Raw genomic sequence first — 15,109 nt, 5'->3', positions numbered from 1 at the left:
GCTCCTATGGCTTTGCTCAGACTGTCCGCCACTGCATTCGTGTGCGCTGTCCTCGTGCTCACTTCTGCCCAATCCGCCAGCGCCGAACCAAAGAAGCGGGCGCCCGCCAAGGAAGATCACGAGCACGCGCTCGTCCTGGGTGATCCGGCGCCGCCCAAGGCGAAGGCCGTCAAGCCGCCCGCGCCGCTGCCGAAGGCCTCCGGCTCCGTACAACTGAAGCGGGACCTGACCGTCCGGCCCAAGGTCACGAAGCCCAGCGCGAACGCCAAGTCCGCCGAAGGAAGCGCGTCGACGCTGGCGGCGCCGTCGGCCACGGCGGCGGCGACACCGGCCAAAGTAGGGCTGCGCGCGCTCGTCGTCGCCGTGGACAACACGGACTGGGGCGTGGACACCTGGCGCTCGACGCTGGACCGGGTCGGCGCCGCCTACGACGTGCTCTACACCAAGGACCAGCCGCTCACGGCCGCGAACCTGGTGCGCACCGACGGCGCCGGGAAGTACAACGCGATCCTGCTCACCAGCAGCATGCTGCTCTACGACGCCGGCGGAGGGGCGTACGTCAGCGGCCTGGACGGCACCGAGTGGAACACGCTGTGGGCGTACGAGCGCGACTACGCCGTGCGCCAGGCCGCGCTGTACACCAGCTACGGCACGTTCCCCGAGAACTACTGCCTGAACCCGTCCAGCGAGGGCGCCGTCGGTGACGCGATCCTGCCGGCGTCGCTGACCGCGAACGGCGCCGGCGTGTTCGACTCGCTCAAGTCGACCGCCAAGGTCCCGATTCTGCAGTCCTACGTGTACCGCACCCGCGTCGCCGCCGGCTGCGCGGCCGATCCGGTGCTGGTGAACGGGGCCGACGTCCTCGGTGTGCGCACGACCTCGACCGACGGCCGGGAGCGGCTCGCGCTGACCTTCACGTCGAACCAGTACCTGCTGCAGTCGCAGCTGCTGACGTACAACATGTTCCGCTGGGCCAGCCGCGGGCTGTTCGTGGGCGAGCAGCGGCACTTCCTCGACGTCGACGTCGACGACTGGTTCAACAGCGCCGACCACTACTACCCGGACGGGCACATCGAGTCCGACCCGGGCTACTCGATGTCCGGCCACGACGCCTACAACGTGTACCAGCGCCAGACCGCCCTGCGCAGCACGTACCCGCTGGCCTCGGGCCTGACGATGACGATGGCCTACAACGGCGGGGACGCGAACCTCAACGCCGGGTCCACCTGCAGCCCGAACGGCAACGTCAGCACGCTGACCGCCACCACCCGCTGCCTGTCCACGAAGTTCCGCTGGGTCAACCACACGCTGACCCACCCGGAGCTGAACTTCACCGACTACACCACGACCTACAACGAGATCAACGGCAACCGTACCGTCGCCACCCGCCTCGGCCTGTCCCAGCCCAACACCGTGCTGAAGACCGGCGAGTACTCGGGCCTCGGCGTGTACAACCCGAACCCGGACGACGACGTCGACCCGCCGACCGATCACGGCCTGATGGCGTCGAACCCGAACCTGCTGGCGGCGGCGAAGGCGCTCGGCGTGCAGTACCTGCACGGCAACATGTCCTTCCCGAGTCACGTGCCGGCGTGCTTCAACTGCAACATCGTGCACCCGATGGAGCCCGCGATCTCGGTGGTGCCGGACTGGCCGACGAACATCGCCTACCACACCACGAACCCGGCCGAGGAGACCGCGTTCTACAACAGCTTCTACGGCCCCGGCGGGAAGTTCCCGTTCTGGCCGACGAACCTGACGTACGCGCAGGTGCTCGACGCCGAGGCGAACGTGGCCCTGACCCACCTCGCGACCGGATCGGTGTACACGCACACCTTCCACATCGCGAACCTGCGCGACTACGGCTCGGGCAAGACGCTGCTGACCGACTGGCTGGACGCGGTCCTGGCCAAGTACAGCTCGTACTACAACGTGCCCGTGCTGAGCCCGGACTGGCCGACGCTGGCGGCGTACACGACCGCCCGCAACGCCCACTTCGCGGCCCTGCGCGCCGGCGCCGACGCCGTCTACGACCCGGCCGCGAAGACCATCACGGTCACCGCGCCGGCCGCCGGTTCGATGACGGTCAGCGGGGCCCGGGGCACGGGCGCCACGACGTACGGGCCCGAGGTCTCGACGAAGTTCACCCTGACCGCCGCCACGGCGGTGACCGTCCCCGCGAGCCCGCGCTCGTGAGGGTGGCCCTGGTGTCGGAGGGCACCTACCCGTACGCGCACGGCGGGGTCAGCGTCTGGTGCGACCAGCTGGTGCAGGGCATGAGCGAGCACCGCTGGGAGGCGGTCGCGCTCACGGTCGACGGCACCGAGCAGGTCCAGTGGAAGCTGCCGGCCAACCTGGAACGGGTGGTGTCCATTCCACTGTGGAGCGAGGGGCGGCGTCAGCGGCACGCCCCTCGCCCCGGCCCGATGTTCCGGGCGGCGCTGGACGGGCTGCTCACCGCGCTCGTGGCGCCGCCCGACCCGGACCCGCAGCGGGCCACCGTGCAGCGCAGCCGGTTCCTGCTCGCGCTGCGCGGGCTGTGGGAGTACGCGGCCGAGGGCGGCGACCTGGCCCGCGCGCTGAGCGCCAACGCGGCGCTCGGCGCGCTCCAGGACCGCTGGGGCGAGGCGGCCGAGGCGTACGGGGCCGAACACCCGGCGCTCGCCGGCCGCCCGCCCCGGCTCACGCTCGCCGACGCCGCCCAGGCGGCCGACCTGATCGGGCACATGCTGCGGCCGCTCGCGGTGCCGCCGGTACGCGCGGACGTGGTGCACTGCGCCATGAACGGGCTGCCGACGCTCGTCGCGATGGCCGCCAAGTGGGCCCACGACACCCCGATGCTCATCTCCGAGCACGGCGTCTACCTGCGGGAACGGTACCTCGAACAGGCGGCGGGCCGGCTGCCGCACGCGGTGGCGGTGCTGCTGCTGGGCTTCCACCGCGGCCTCGCCGGGGCCGCGTACCACTTCGCGGACGCCCTCGCGCCGCACTCGGAGTACAACGGGCGCTGGCAGCGGCGGCTCGGGGCGGACCCGGATCGCATGTGGACGATGTACAACGGCATCTCGCCGGAGCGCTTCCCGAGCGCGAAGACCGAGCCCGACGAGCCGACGATCGTCTACGTCGGACGGATCGACCCGCTCAAGGACCTGCACACGCTCATCCGGGCGTTCGCGATCGTCCGGCGGCGGGTCCCCGGCGCGCGGCTGCGCATCTACGGGGCGGCGATCGACACGCAGTACCGTGACAGCTGCCTGGCGCTCGTCGACACGCTCGGCCTCAAGGACTGCGCGAAGCTGGAGGGCAGCGCACCCGATGCGGTGGCGGCCTATCACAGCGGCAGCGTCGTGGCCCTCACCAGCATCTCCGAGGGTTTCCCGTACTCCGTGATCGAGGCCATGGCCTGCGGCCGGACCATGGTGTGCACGAACGTCGGGGGTGTGGCGGAGGCCGTCGGCGACGCCGGCTTCGTGGTGCCCGCGCGCGACCACCAGGCCGTCGCCGAGGCCTGCATCACGCTGCTGCGCGACCCGGAGCTGCGCCGCCGCCTGGCCGTGCAGTCCCGCCAGCGCGTGCTCGACCGGTTCACCCTGGCCCAGTCGCTGGAGGCCTACCGCGGCCTGTACGACCGGCTCGTACAACCCGCCCTCACAGGCAGGACGTTCGCCGGGGCGCTGCGGTGAGCGGGGCGCTCGTGGCCCGGGGCTGGGCCGAGGAGGACACCGTCGCGCTGCCCGTCCTCGAGCCGGGCACCGAGCCGGGCACCGACCCGCTGGCCGAGCTCGTCGACGAGGTCCAGGCCCGCAACGGCGCCCGGTTCGTCGACGGGCTGCAGCTGGCCGCGCTGCTGGAGGCGGCCGGGGTGACCGACCGGGCCGCCCGGGACCGCTTCGGCTACGACAATGCGTTCGAGCTCGCCGACGCGGTACGGGCCCGGCTCGCCGAGGCCGCCGGTGCCGACGAGCCTTCAGCACACCGCCGGACCCGGGCCGGGGGCGTGCGCGAGATTCTGCACGGGGGCCTGTACCTGCTGCCCAGCGCGCTGTTCCCGGCCGTGCTGGCCGCCTCGCCCCGCCCGCCGGTGCTGCCCATCGTCGCCGCGGGCCTGCTCGGCTGGGTGTGGGCGGGCGCCATGACGTGGCTCGCGCACCAGCACGTCAACGCCGGGGACGAGCCCGCCGCCGGCAGGTTCCTGGCCCGCGCGTCCGTCACCGGGGTCGCGGTGGCCGCCGCGCTCGGCGCCGCGCTGGCCGCGACCGGCGCCGGGGCGATCGCGGCGGCGCTGGTCCCGGCGGTCGCCGCGTACCAGCTGGCCGCCACCGTCCTGCTGTTCTACCGCGACGAGGGCTGGCTGGTGACCCTCATGTCCCCGGCCGTCGTGGCCGGCGGCGGGTTCATGCTGGCCGGCCGGTGGTCGCCGGTCGCCGCCATCCTGCCCGCCCTGGCCTGCGTCGCGATCACGTTCGGGGTGGCGGTCAGCCGCGCCCGGCGGGTCCCCGGCACCGGGTCGAGGCGCGGCCTGCGCGCGGCGATGGCCGGCCGCTGGGGCACGTTCGCGCTCGTCGTGTGCTCCACCGCGCTGCTCGCCGCGCTGGTGCTGCTGGCCCAGGCGCCGTACCTCACCGGCCGCCTCGACGTGCTCATCGCGACCCTGCCCCTGGCGGTGTCGATGGGCTTCGTCGAGTGGCGGGCCCGCCGCTTCGGCGAGCGGGCCCGCGACCTGCTGCACGGCGACGGCGGCCCGGGCCGGCTGCGGCTGCGGCTGTGGCGGTTCCTGGCCACCGACGTCGTCGCCTGCGCGCTCGTCGCGGCCGTGGCCTCGGCCGTCGCCCTCGCGCTGCTGCGCCGGGCCGGTCAGCTGACCCCGGCGGCGGAGGCGATGGCCGCCGCGAGCGTCGTGCTGGCCGGGGCCTGCCTGCTCGTCTTCGTCCTCGCCGCCCACGGCGGCCACGGGCGGCTCTGCGTCGCGCTCGCCATCGCGCTCGCGGCCCACGCCGCCGTGCCCTTCCTCGGCAGCACCGTGCTGCTGCTCGGGGTCCTGGCGCTGGTCCTCGCCCCGTCGCTGGGCCGCGTCCGGCAGTACCGCTGAACACCTCATCCAGAAAGCAGGCCTACACATGCACGCGGTCATCATGGCCGGTGGCAAGGGCGTCCGGCTGCGGCCGTACACCACCGCCCTGCCCAAGCCCCTCATGCCGATCGGCGAGCGGCACGCCATCCTGGACATCGTCCTGGAGCAGCTCGCGGCCCGCGGCTTCACGTCCGTGACCCTCGCGATCAACCACCTGGGCCCGCTGATCCGCGCGTTCACCGGCACCGGCGCCCGCTGGGGCCTGGACATCGGCTACGTCGAGGAGACCGTGCCGCTGTCCACCGCCGGCCCGCTGTTCCTGGTCAAGGACGAGCTGCCCGAGCACTTCCTGGTGATGAACGGCGACCTGCTCACCGACCTCGACTACGCCGACCTGCTGGGCGAGCACCGGATCAGCGGCGCCCCGCTCACCATCGCCACGGCGGCGCAGACCACCCGCATGGAGTTCGGCGTGCTCGACGTCATCGACGGCAAGGTGGTCGGCTTCACCGAGAAGCCCGCCTACCGCCACCGCGTGTCGATGGGCGTCTACGGGATGGCCCGCAAGGCACTGGAGCCGTACCCGCCGGGCCTGTCCTTGGGTTTCGACAAGCTGGTGCAGGACCTGCTGCGGCAGGGGCAGTTCCCGAACAGCTACGACTTCGACGGGCTGTGGCTCGACATCGGCCGGCCCGAGGAGTACGACGAGGCCAACCGGCGCTTCGCCGAGCTCGAGCCGGCCCTGCTGCCGGTGCGCGCGGACAGCGGGGTGGCGGCATGACCAGGCCCCGGGTTCTGCTCTTCGGCGCGTCCGGGTTCGTCGGCGGGGCGGTGCGCGCCGCCCTCGACGGCGACCCGCGCATCGGCGCGCTCGCCTGCCCGTCGCGGGCCCGCCACGACCTCGTCGCCGGCGACGCCGACGGCCTGGCCGCGCTGCTGCGCGACACCATGCCCGACGTGGTGGTGAACTGCACCGGGCGGCTCAGCGGCACCGCGGCCGAGCTCGCCGAGGCCAACACCGTCGTCACCGCCAAGCTCATCGACGCGGTCGCGGCGGTCGCCCCGGGCGCACGGCTGGTCCGGCTCGGCTCGGCGGGGGAGTACGGCAAGGTCGCGCACGGCGCGAGCGTGGCCGAGGACCACCTGTGCGCCCCGGTCGGCGAGTACGGCGCGACCCACCTCGCCGCCACCCGGCTGCTGCAGCTGGCCACCGCGGCCGGCCGGGTCGACGGCGTGACGCTGCGGGTGTTCAACCCGATCGGCCCCGGCCTGCACCGCGACAACCTGCTGGGCCGGGCCGCGCTGCTCATCCGCGACGCCCTCGCCGGGGCGTCCGGCCGGGTGCCGCTCGGGCCGCTCGGCGCCTACCGGGACTTCGTCGACGTGCGCGACGTGGCCACCGCGGTGCTCGCCGCGGCCGTCGCGGCCGAGCACGGCGCCGGGGTGATCAACATCGCCAGCGGCCGCGCGGTGACCGCCCGCGAGGCCGTGCAGCACCTCGCGGAGGCGGCCGGGTACACGGGGGCGATCGCCGAGCAGGGGATGGGCCCGGCCCGCTCGGCCGGCGTGGACTGGATGCGCGCCGACATCGGCCGGGCCGCGACCGTGCTCGGCTGGGCGCCCGAGTACACGCTGGCGGAGTCGGTGAAGGCGATCTGGGCCGCGCTCGACGGCGCCGAACGGTGAGGGCGCCGCGGGCCCGGCGCGGCGTCGCGCTCGCCGCCGCGCTGCTGCTCGCGGCCGCCTGCACACCGGCACAGCCGCCGGTCACGGCGGACGGCTGGCTGTACCAACTCCAGGGCTATGCCGACGGCAAGCTGGACGCGCTGGGCAAGGCCCCGCAGCGGCTCGCCGTCATCGACCTGGCCCGCGACGCCGCCTCGGACTGGTTCCGGCCCGACGAGATCACGGCGCTGCGCGGCTCGGGCAAGCGGGTCCTCGCCTACTTCGAGATCGGCAGCATCGAGCAGTTCCGCCCCGAGTACGGGCCGCTGGCCAAGGACGCCGGCGACCTCGTGCTCAACCGGTGGGAGGACTGGCCCGAGGAGTTCTTCGTGCGGTACTGGGACGAGCGGTGGTGGGACCGGGTCGTGCGGCCGCGGGTCGACCGCGCGCTCGTCGCCGGGTTCGACGGGGTGTACCTGGACACCCCGCTCGCCTACGAGGAGCTGGACCTGAAGCTCGTGCCCGGCTGGACCCGGGACAAGCTCGCCGCGGCCATGGTCGCGCTCATCGCGCGGATCAGCGCCTACGCGCGGGAGAAGCGACCGGGGTTCTGGGTGGTGCCGCAGAACTCGCCGGAGCTGCGCCACTACCCCGGCTACACCGACGCCATCGACGCCATCGGCCTGGAGGAACTGTTCTTCCGGGCCACCGACCGGCCCTGCACCGAGGACTACTGCGCCGAGAACCTCGCCGACGCGCGGGCGCTGCGCGACGCCGGCAAGACGGTGCTCGCCGTCGACTACGCCGCCCGGCCCGCCGACGTGCGGGCCGCCTGCGGCCACTACCGCACCGAACGCTTCCTGGGCACCGTCACCGCGCGGGAGCTCGACCGGGTCGCCGCGCCCTGCGGCTGACCTTTTCACGAAGGGACAACGATCCATGGCACGCACCATCGGCGTCATCGGGATGGGCTACGTCGGCCTGACCCTCACCGCCGCCCTCGCCCGCAAGGGCTTCATCGTCCACGGTGTCGACGTGCAGCCGGCCGTCGTCGACTCGCTCAACCGGGGCCGGCCGCACATCTACGAGCCCGGCGTGGCCGAGGCCCTCACCGAGCACGTCGGCTCCTCGGTGTTCATCGACACCGCGCTGCCCCGCGACACCGTCGACGCCGCCGTCATCTGCGTCTCCACGCCGGTCGACCCGCAGACCCAGCGCCCCGACCTGACCAACCTCGCCGCCGCCGCCCGCCAGGTCGCCGAGTGGTGCGCGCCGGGGACGCTGGTCGTGGTGCGCAGTACCGTCCCGGTCGGCGCCAGCCGCCGCGTCGTGCTGCCGCCGCTGCTGGAGGCGTGGGGCGAGGTCAAGCTCGTGATGGCGCCGGAGCGCACCATCCAGGGCCAGGCCCTGCGCGAGCTGGTCGAGCTGCCGCAGGTCATCGGCGGCCTCGACGAGGCGAGCCTCGACGCCGGGCTCGACCTGTTCGGAGGGCTGGCCGAGCGGCTGGTGCCGGTGACGGGCCTGGAGACCGCGGAGCTCACGAAGCTCGCGAACAACTGCCACACCGACCTCATCTACGCGTACGGCAACGAGATCGCCCTCATCGCCGAGCGCCACGGCCTGGACCCGCTGGAGGTCATCCGGGCCGCGAACGTCGACTACCCGCGGCCCGACCTGGCCAAGCCCGGCTACGTCGGCGGCGGCTGCCTGTCCAAGGACCCGTACATCCTGATCAGCGAGGCCGGCGACCGCCCGCCGTTCCTGGTGGAGCCGGCCCGCCGGCTCAACGAGTACCTGCCGGTGCACGTGGCCCGGACCGTCGTCGGGCTGATCCGCGAGGCGTTCGAGGGCACCCAGGGCGCGCGGCTGGCCGTGCTCGGCTGGGCGTACAAGGGCTGGCCCGCCACCGACGACATGCGCGGCACCCCGATCGCGGCGATGATGCCGGTCTTCGCCGAGGCGGGCCTGACCGTCCTGGGCCACGACCCGCTCGTGTCCGACACCGTCATCCGCCAGTACGGCGGCGAGCCGACCAGCCTCGACAAGGCGTTCAGCGACGCCGACGCGGTGCTCGTCATCAACGACCATCCCGACTACCGCGCCATCGAGCTCGACTCGGTGCTCGGGGCCAGCAAGCCGCTGTTCGTGTTCGACTCCTGGCGCATCCTCGATGAGGCGGCGCTGAACCGGGCTGGCGTGCGGTACGCCGGCATCGGCTACCGCCCGCAGGCGGTGTCGGCATGAGGGCCCTGCTGCTCGGCGGCGCCGGGTTCATCGGCCTGCACCTCGCGCGGCGGCTCGTCACCGACGGGCACGAGGTGACCATCGTCGACGACTTCTCCCGCGGCCGCGACGACGCCGACTTCGCCGAACTGGCCCGCGACCCGCGGGTCGGGGTGCGCGACGGCGACCTCACCGACCCGCGCACATGGCGGCAGATGCCCCGCGGCTTCGACCAGATCTACCTGCTCGCGGCCGTCGTCGGAGTGCGCAACGTGGAGGCCGACCCGGCCCGGGTGGTGCGGGTCAACAGCCTCAGCGCGCTGCACCTCGTCGACTGGCTCGCGCCCGGCGACCGCGTCTTCTTCGCCTCCACCAGCGAGGTGTACGCCGGGGCGGTGGAGGCCGGGATCGCGCCGGTGCCGACCGGCGAGGCGGCCCCGATCGCGGTCCACGACGTGACCGCGCCCCGCTACGCCTACGCCATCAGCAAGCTGCTCGGCGAGGCGGCGTTCCTGCACGGGGCCCGGGCCCGCGGCTTCGACGCGGTCGTCGGGCGGTTCCACAACGTGTACGGCCCGCGGATGGGCACCGACCACGCCATCCCCGAGATGGCCATGCGGGCGATGGCCGGCGAGCGGCCGTTCCGCGTGCCGGGCGCCGACCAGACCCGCGCGTTCTGCTACGTCGACGACGCCGTCGACGCGATCGTGCGGCTGATGGCCACGCCCGCCGCGGCCGGGAGGATCGTGCACATCGGCGACGACACCGGCGAGACCGGCATCGCCGACCTGGCCAAGCTGGTGCTGCGGCTGACCGGCAGCGACGCCGAGCTCGAACCGGCCCCGGGCGCGGCGGGCGCGGTGACCCGGCGCTGCCCCGATCTCTCGCTGCTGCGGGCGCTGACCGGGTTCCAGCCGGCGGTACCGCTGGAGGAGGGCGTGCGGCGCACCGTGGAGTGGTACCGCCGATGACGCCGCTGGTCTTCTACTACGGCGCCGGGCGCCTCGGCGACCTGCGGCACTACGAGCGGGCCGTGCTGCAGCCGGAGTTCTACCGGCCGGTGGACCTGCAGGTGCTGCGGGCGGCCGGGGTGGAGACGCTGGCGTACCTGTCGCTGTCGGAGGACCAGGGGCCGCCGGCGCCGTGGCAGCGGGCCGAGCGCAACCCCGACTGGGGCGGGGCGTACGTCCACGCGGGGCACCCGGGCTGGACCGAGCACGTGCTCGGCCAGGCCCGGGCCGCCCTGGCCGCGGGGTTCGACGGGCTGTTCCTGGACACGCTCAACGTGGAGCTGACCTACCCGGAGGACCTGCCGCACGTCCTCGCCCTCGTGGCGAGCCTGCGGGAGGCCGCCGGGGACGGGTACATCCTGGCCAACCGCGGCTTCGGGATGCTGCCGGACATGGCCGAGCACGTCGACGGCATCCTCTTCGAGTCGTTCTCGGCCCGGTGGACCGACGACGGCTACGGCCCGTGGCCCGCCGACATCCTGGAGGGCCACGCCCGCGTCGCCGAGGAGCTGCCCCGCTACGGGCTGGACCTCTACGCGCTGGACTACGCCGACACCCCGGGCCTGGCCGAGTTCGCGAAGCGGCGGGCCGAGCTGTTCGGGCTGCACTGCGTGATCAGCGACAAGGCACTGTCGCTGGTGTAGCAAACGGCTCAGCGGTGGATGTGGTCGAGGTGCAGCATCTGCTTGAGCACGCTGTCCAGCTGGTCGTCGGTGAAGATGGACTTCCAGTCGTCCTTGATGATCTTCTCGCGGCCGTAGTCCATCGCGATCAGGCAGGCGTCGGAGAACGGGTTGTCGCCGCGCAGCCCGTTCGCCAGCGCCACCTGGACGTGGCCCATGAGCATCGCGCGGGCCGCCGGCTCCGGCACGCCGACGGTGTCGACGGTCTCGCGCAGGGCGTCGTTGAGCAGGTCGCCGATCATGCAGGCGACCACCTCGACGAGAGTCGGCTCGAGGTACGCCAGCTGCTTGACGGTCACCCAGTGCACCTCGAGCACCGGGGCGTACATCAGGCGGATGACCTGCTCGGCGACCGCCGTCTTGATGGGATCGCCCGACTCCAGCGCGGCCACGACGTCCTGGGGCGCGGCGATCCCGCCGAACGTGTCGTCCAGCTCGGCCTGGGTCCTGCGCTGCAGGAACACCGACGGGTGGCACGGGTGCGCGACCGCGTACTCGATGTCGGCGCGCGGGAACAGCAGCCCGGCGTAGGCGGCGGCCGGGTCCAGGGTCAGCACGACGGTGCCCGGCCGCAGCTGCGGCACGACGGCCGCGGAGACCGGCCCGAGGGCGATGTCGGGCACGGCCAGGATGACGACGTCGGCCTCGGCGACCGCCTCGCCGGTGCCGGTGACGGCCCGGCCCGCGTCGAGGGTGCGCTGGGTGCCGGCCGGGGAGTTCTCGCAGTAGTAGACGGTGTGGTCGCTGCGCTGCAGGTTGTCGGAGATGCGCATCCCCATCTTGCCGCCCGCTCCGACGACGGCGATGGTCAGCTTCTGCTCGCTCATGAGTTCCAGCTCCTCAGGGTTTCGGTGTTGGTGGCGGTCCAGACGGTTTCCAGCTCGCAGGTCGTGGCGCTGTCGCCCTGCCAGGGCAGCCAGTGCTCGATGACCTGGTTGATGCCGCGCTCGGCCGGGCGTACCGCGGCGAGCAGGGCGGGGTAGTCCAGCAGTCCCTCGCCCAGCGGGCAGCCGGCGAGCGTGAAGCCCACCCAGCCGTCCTTGCGGGTGAAGGCGAAGTCCTTGACGTGGATGTTGCGCACCCAGGCGGCGGTCTTCGCGATGGTCTCGGCGGGGTGTTCCAGCGCGGCGACGCAGTTGGCCGGGTCGAGGCAGATGCCGAGGTTCGGCGAGCCGACGGCGGCGACGACGTCGACGAGCGTGGCCGTGGCGACCTTCTCGTACGTCTCCAGGGCGATGGTCACCCCGGCCCGCTCGTAGGCGGGCAGCGCCGCCCGCAACAGCGGCACGGCGTCGTCGGCGTCGGTGTCGGTGTCGACCATGCTGCGCACCAGCGTCACGCCGAGCGCCTTCGCGAGGTCGAGATAGCGCCCCAGGTGTACCGGCGTGACGCCCCGCGTGCCGAGCTCCAGCGCGATCCCGCGGCGCTCGGCATGGCGGCGCAGGTCGCGCAGGGCGCCCGCGTCGAACTCCTCGATCCGCGGGTAGTCGCAGATCTGGAACAGCTCGGCGCCGAGGTCGGCGGTGCGGTCCAGCATCGCGTCCAGCCCGATCGGATTCGGGTTCGTGTGGTGGTACTGCCAGAAGAACGCATACGTCGAGAGCCCGACCGTCATGACGCCGCCTCGTCCACCACGTCCGCCAGGGCCGCCGGGTCGTGCGCGAAGCGGCCCAGGAACAGCCCGTCGACGGCCGGCCCGAGCTTGGTCAGCAGGCCCGGCCCGGCGCTGCCGCCGTAGACGACCGCGCGGCCCGGCGCCATGAGCCCCGCACAGACGGCCGCGATGTGCTCCGGCTCCGCCGGCTTGTCGGCGCCGATCGCCCACACCGGCTCGTAGGCGACGACGAGCGGCCCGTCCGGGACGGCCTCCCCGTCGCCCACGCACACCACCGGCGTGAGGCCGCTGTGCCGGGCGGCCGTGGTCTTGGCCGCCACGATCGCCTCGGTCTCGCCGTGGTCGCGGCGGCGCTCGGCGTGCCCGACGGCGACGTAGCGGCCGCCGGCCTCGTGGATCATGGAGCCGCTGACGTCGCCGGTGTGCGCGCCGCTGTCCTGGGTGGACAGGTCCTGGGCGCCGGTCGCGATCGGGGTGAAGCGGAAGATCTCGGCGGCCGCGGCGATGGCCGGGAACGACGGCAGGACGAACAGCTGGACGCGCCCGTCGCGCAGGGCCGGGTGGTCGCCGACGCGGTCCACGACGGACTCGCACCAGCGCAGGGTCTGGGCGTAGCCGAAGTACATCTTCAGGCTCACGCCGAGGACGCGGGTCACGCCGCGCTCCGCGACTCGTAGGCGGTGATCCGCCCGACCTTGCCGGCGGACGCCGACGCCGCGTCGAACTCGTAGGTGAGCCACTCCTGGGCCAGCCGCCGGGCCAGTTCCAGGCCGATCACCCGCTGGCCGAACGTGAGCACCTGGGCGTTGTTGGACAGCACCGAGCGCTCGACGGAGAAGCTGTCGTGGGCGGTGACGGCGCGGATGCCGGGGACCTTGTTGGCCGCGATCGCCACGCCGAGTCCGGTGCCGCACACGAGCAGCGCCCGGTCGGCCCGGCCGCTCGCGACCAGCTCGGCGGCGGCGATGGCGACGTCGGGGTACGCCTGGTCGGGGGAACCGGCCACGTCGAGCACCGTCGCGACCCGGTCGCTGCCCTCCAGGTCCTTCTTGAGGGCCTCCTTGTAGTCGTAGCCGGCGTCGTCGGAGCCGACGACGATGCGGAGCTTGCTCATGGGGTGGACACCTTTCGGCTTGACAGGACACTGTGGACGGTCCGGGCGATGAGGCTCAGCGAGACGGCGCCCGCGTCCGGGGTGCCGAGGCTGCGCTCGGCGTGCGGCCGGGCCCGGCCCTTGCGTGGCAGCAGGTTGCAGGTGTCGGCGGCGGCCCGCTCGGCGGCCGTGGCGGCCGCGTCCCAGGCGCCGGTGGTCGTCGCGCCGTCGCGCATCGCCGCCGCGAACGCCTCGTCGAGCGGGATGAGCGCGTCGACCATCGTCTTGTCGCCGAGCTCGGCCCCGCCGGCGGCGCAGATGCCGTCCCGGGCCGAGCGCAGCGCGCGGGCCGTCACGTACGGTCCCGGGCGGCCGGTGTCGCCGACGACCTGGCCCATGCGGCGCAGGGCGATGCCCCACAGCGCGCCGGAGGTGCCGCCGGCCCGCTCCGCCCAGGCGTCGCCGGCCGCGGCGAGCAGCGTGCCCGCCCCGGCGCCGCGGTCGCGGGCGTCTCTCGCGGCGGCCGCAGCGGCCCTGGCCCCGCGCTGCATGCCGATGCCGTGGTCGCCGTCGCCGGCCACCGCGTCGATGTGGCCGAGCTGCTCGGCGTGGGCGTCGACGGTGGCCTCGATCGCCGCGAACACCTCGGCGAGGGTGGCCGCGGCCTCCTGGGAATCGGCGTCGGCGGGGGCGTATTCGGGCGCGCTCGACCGTACACTGTGGACCTGGGGTGTGCGTGGCGCGGCTTCCACGGTGCCGCGGTGGAAGGCGGCCGAGTCCGCCGGGGCCAGCCACAGCCGCTCGAGGTCGTCGTCGAGCCAGGTCAGGGTCAGCGAGACGCCGGCCATGTCGAAGCTCGTGCACAGCTCGCCGACCTCCGGCGCCACGACCGTGATGCCGAGTTGCGCGAGGAGGCGGGAGATCTGGCCGTACACGATGAAAAGCTCTTCGTGTTTGACGGAACCGAGGCCGTTGAGCAGGACGGCCGCCCGGTCACCGGCGCCGGCCGGGCGCTCGGCGAGCAGGCAGTCGACGAGCAGCGACGCGAGCTCGTCCGCGGTGGGCAGGCGGGTCTCCTCCAGCCCGGGCTCGCCGTGGATGCCCAGGCCGATCGCCATCCGCCCGGCGGGGACCGAGAACAGCGGCTCGGCGGCGCCCGGCAGCGTGCAGCCGGAGAACGCGACGCCCATGGTGCGGGTGCGCTCGTTGGCGTGCCGGGCCAGCTCGGCCACCTCCGCGAGCGGGCGACCCTCGGCGGCGGCGGCCCCGGCGACCTTGAACACCACCAGGTCGCCGGCGATGCCGCGGCGCTTGTCGCGCTCGCCGCCGGGGGCGCTGAAGATGTCGTCGGTGACCCTGACCGTCTCGACGGCGATCCCGGCGGCGCGCAGCTCGTCCTGGGCGGCGTCGAAGTTGAGGCAGTCGCCGGCGTAGTTGCCGTAGGTGAGCAGGACGCCGGCGCGTTGCTCGGCGGCCAGGGCGACCGCGGCCACCTGCCGGGCACTCGGGGAGGCGAACACGTTGCCGATGACGGCGCCGTCGGCGAGCCCGGGCCCGACCAGGCCGGCGAAGGCCGGGTAGTGCCCGGAGCCGCCGCCGACCACGACGGCCACGTTGCCGGTGCTGGTCGCGTGGCGCACGATGCCACCCGGCACGGCGCGGACGCGGTGGCCGTGGGCGGCGACGAAGCCCTCGAGCATCTCGTCGGCGAACGCGGCGGGGTCGTTGAACAGGCGGGTCATGTCACGG

14 protein-coding genes are annotated in these 15,109 nt (G+C 73.8%); 9 read left to right on the top strand and 5 right to left on the bottom strand.

Annotated elements, in window-relative coordinates; genetic code table 11:
- Positions 1 to 54: 54 nt before the first annotated feature.
- From ACQPZ4_RS29300 to ACQPZ4_RS29260, 9 genes are read left to right on the top strand one after another with little or no spacing between them, the layout of a single operon-like run.
- Complete coding sequence (locus ACQPZ4_RS29300) at positions 55 to 2,196, top strand: hypothetical protein (protein ID WP_433042181.1); 2,142 nt, start codon at positions 55 to 57, stop codon at positions 2,194 to 2,196.
- A gap of 11 nt (positions 2,197 to 2,207) precedes the next feature.
- A complete protein-coding gene (pelF, locus tag ACQPZ4_RS29295) occupies positions 2,208 to 3,683 on the top strand; it encodes a GT4 family glycosyltransferase PelF (RefSeq protein ID WP_433042178.1) in 1,476 nt (491 codons plus the stop codon).
- On the top strand, positions 3,680 to 5,089 hold the full coding sequence (locus ACQPZ4_RS29290) for a hypothetical protein (RefSeq protein WP_433042175.1): 1,410 nt from the start codon (positions 3,680 to 3,682) through the stop codon (positions 5,087 to 5,089). The genes pelF and ACQPZ4_RS29290 overlap by 4 nt, the downstream gene beginning before the upstream one ends.
- Positions 5,090 to 5,117: 28 nt before the next feature.
- Positions 5,118 to 5,852 carry a sugar phosphate nucleotidyltransferase gene (locus tag ACQPZ4_RS29285; RefSeq protein WP_433042172.1) on the top strand — a complete coding sequence of 245 codons (735 nt, stop codon included), beginning with the start codon at positions 5,118 to 5,120 and terminating at the stop codon, positions 5,850 to 5,852.
- The gene (locus tag ACQPZ4_RS29280) at positions 5,849 to 6,757 is read left to right on the top strand and encodes an NAD-dependent epimerase/dehydratase family protein (RefSeq protein ID WP_433042169.1); all 909 of its coding nucleotides are present in this window, start codon (positions 5,849 to 5,851) and stop codon (positions 6,755 to 6,757) included. Before ACQPZ4_RS29285 ends, ACQPZ4_RS29280 begins: the two co-directional genes overlap by 4 nt.
- Positions 6,754 to 7,650, top strand: a complete 897-nt coding sequence (locus ACQPZ4_RS29275; RefSeq protein WP_433042166.1) for an endo alpha-1,4 polygalactosaminidase — start codon at positions 6,754 to 6,756, stop codon at positions 7,648 to 7,650. Before ACQPZ4_RS29280 ends, ACQPZ4_RS29275 begins: the two co-directional genes overlap by 4 nt.
- Positions 7,651 to 7,675: 25 nt before the next feature.
- Complete coding sequence (locus tag ACQPZ4_RS29270; protein WP_433042163.1) at positions 7,676 to 8,980, top strand: nucleotide sugar dehydrogenase; 1,305 nt, start codon at positions 7,676 to 7,678, stop codon at positions 8,978 to 8,980.
- Entirely contained in the window at positions 8,977 to 9,930 is a 954-nt protein-coding gene (locus ACQPZ4_RS29265; RefSeq protein WP_433042160.1) for an NAD-dependent epimerase/dehydratase family protein, read from the top strand. The genes ACQPZ4_RS29270 and ACQPZ4_RS29265 overlap by 4 nt, the downstream gene beginning before the upstream one ends.
- Entirely contained in the window at positions 9,927 to 10,613 is a 687-nt protein-coding gene (locus ACQPZ4_RS29260) for a hypothetical protein (RefSeq protein WP_433042157.1), read from the top strand. Before ACQPZ4_RS29265 ends, ACQPZ4_RS29260 begins: the two co-directional genes overlap by 4 nt.
- Before the next feature lie 8 nt (positions 10,614 to 10,621).
- On the opposite strand, the gene ACQPZ4_RS29255 is transcribed toward ACQPZ4_RS29260, so the two are convergent.
- The 5 genes from ACQPZ4_RS29255 to ACQPZ4_RS29235 are packed head-to-tail and all read right to left on the bottom strand — an operon-like array spanning position 10,622 to position 15,102.
- Positions 10,622 to 11,479 (bottom strand): phosphogluconate dehydrogenase C-terminal domain-containing protein, encoded by an 858-nt coding sequence (locus ACQPZ4_RS29255; RefSeq protein WP_433042154.1) that lies wholly within the window; start codon positions 11,477 to 11,479, stop codon positions 10,622 to 10,624.
- The gene (locus ACQPZ4_RS29250) at positions 11,476 to 12,267 is read right to left on the bottom strand and encodes a sugar phosphate isomerase/epimerase family protein (protein WP_433042151.1); all 792 of its coding nucleotides are present in this window, start codon (positions 12,265 to 12,267) and stop codon (positions 11,476 to 11,478) included. Before ACQPZ4_RS29250 ends, ACQPZ4_RS29255 begins: the two co-directional genes overlap by 4 nt.
- Positions 12,264 to 12,923, bottom strand: coding sequence for a triose-phosphate isomerase family protein (locus tag ACQPZ4_RS29245; protein ID WP_433042148.1), 660 nt, complete (start codon positions 12,921 to 12,923; stop codon positions 12,264 to 12,266). Before ACQPZ4_RS29245 ends, ACQPZ4_RS29250 begins: the two co-directional genes overlap by 4 nt.
- Positions 12,920 to 13,381 carry a ribose-5-phosphate isomerase gene (locus ACQPZ4_RS29240; RefSeq protein WP_433042145.1) on the bottom strand — a complete coding sequence of 154 codons (462 nt, stop codon included), beginning with the start codon at positions 13,379 to 13,381 and terminating at the stop codon, positions 12,920 to 12,922. Before ACQPZ4_RS29240 ends, ACQPZ4_RS29245 begins: the two co-directional genes overlap by 4 nt.
- Complete coding sequence (locus tag ACQPZ4_RS29235; RefSeq protein WP_433042142.1) at positions 13,378 to 15,102, bottom strand: dihydroxyacetone kinase family protein; 1,725 nt, start codon at positions 15,100 to 15,102, stop codon at positions 13,378 to 13,380. Before ACQPZ4_RS29235 ends, ACQPZ4_RS29240 begins: the two co-directional genes overlap by 4 nt.
- Positions 15,103 to 15,109 lie beyond the last annotated feature (7 nt).

The sequence above is a fragment of the Dactylosporangium sp. CS-033363 genome (assembly GCF_050942475.1).
In the GTDB taxonomy this organism is placed as follows: Bacteria; Actinomycetota; Actinomycetes; order Mycobacteriales; family Micromonosporaceae; genus Dactylosporangium.
This window is presented reverse-complemented; position numbering and strand designations above follow the sequence as displayed.

Excerpts from the sequence above, each read along its gene's own strand:
- ACQPZ4_RS29285 (WP_433042172.1), top strand. The coding sequence starts at position 5,118 with ATGCACGCGGTCATCATGGCCGGTGGCAAGGGCGTCCGGCTGCGGCCG.
- ACQPZ4_RS29280 (WP_433042169.1), top strand. The coding sequence starts at position 5,849 with ATGACCAGGCCCCGGGTTCTGCTCTTCGGCGCGTCCGGGTTCGTCGGC.
- ACQPZ4_RS29270 (WP_433042163.1), top strand. The coding sequence starts at position 7,676 with ATGGCACGCACCATCGGCGTCATCGGGATGGGCTACGTCGGCCTGACC.
- ACQPZ4_RS29265 (WP_433042160.1), top strand. The coding sequence starts at position 8,977 with ATGAGGGCCCTGCTGCTCGGCGGCGCCGGGTTCATCGGCCTGCACCTC.
- ACQPZ4_RS29260 (WP_433042157.1), top strand. The coding sequence starts at position 9,927 with ATGACGCCGCTGGTCTTCTACTACGGCGCCGGGCGCCTCGGCGACCTG.
- ACQPZ4_RS29255 (WP_433042154.1), bottom strand. The coding sequence starts at position 11,479 with ATGAGCGAGCAGAAGCTGACCATCGCCGTCGTCGGAGCGGGCGGCAAG.
- ACQPZ4_RS29250 (WP_433042151.1), bottom strand. The coding sequence starts at position 12,267 with ATGACGGTCGGGCTCTCGACGTATGCGTTCTTCTGGCAGTACCACCAC.
- ACQPZ4_RS29240 (WP_433042145.1), bottom strand. The coding sequence starts at position 13,381 with ATGAGCAAGCTCCGCATCGTCGTCGGCTCCGACGACGCCGGCTACGAC.
- ACQPZ4_RS29235 (WP_433042142.1), bottom strand. The coding sequence starts at position 15,102 with ATGACCCGCCTGTTCAACGACCCCGCCGCGTTCGCCGACGAGATGCTC.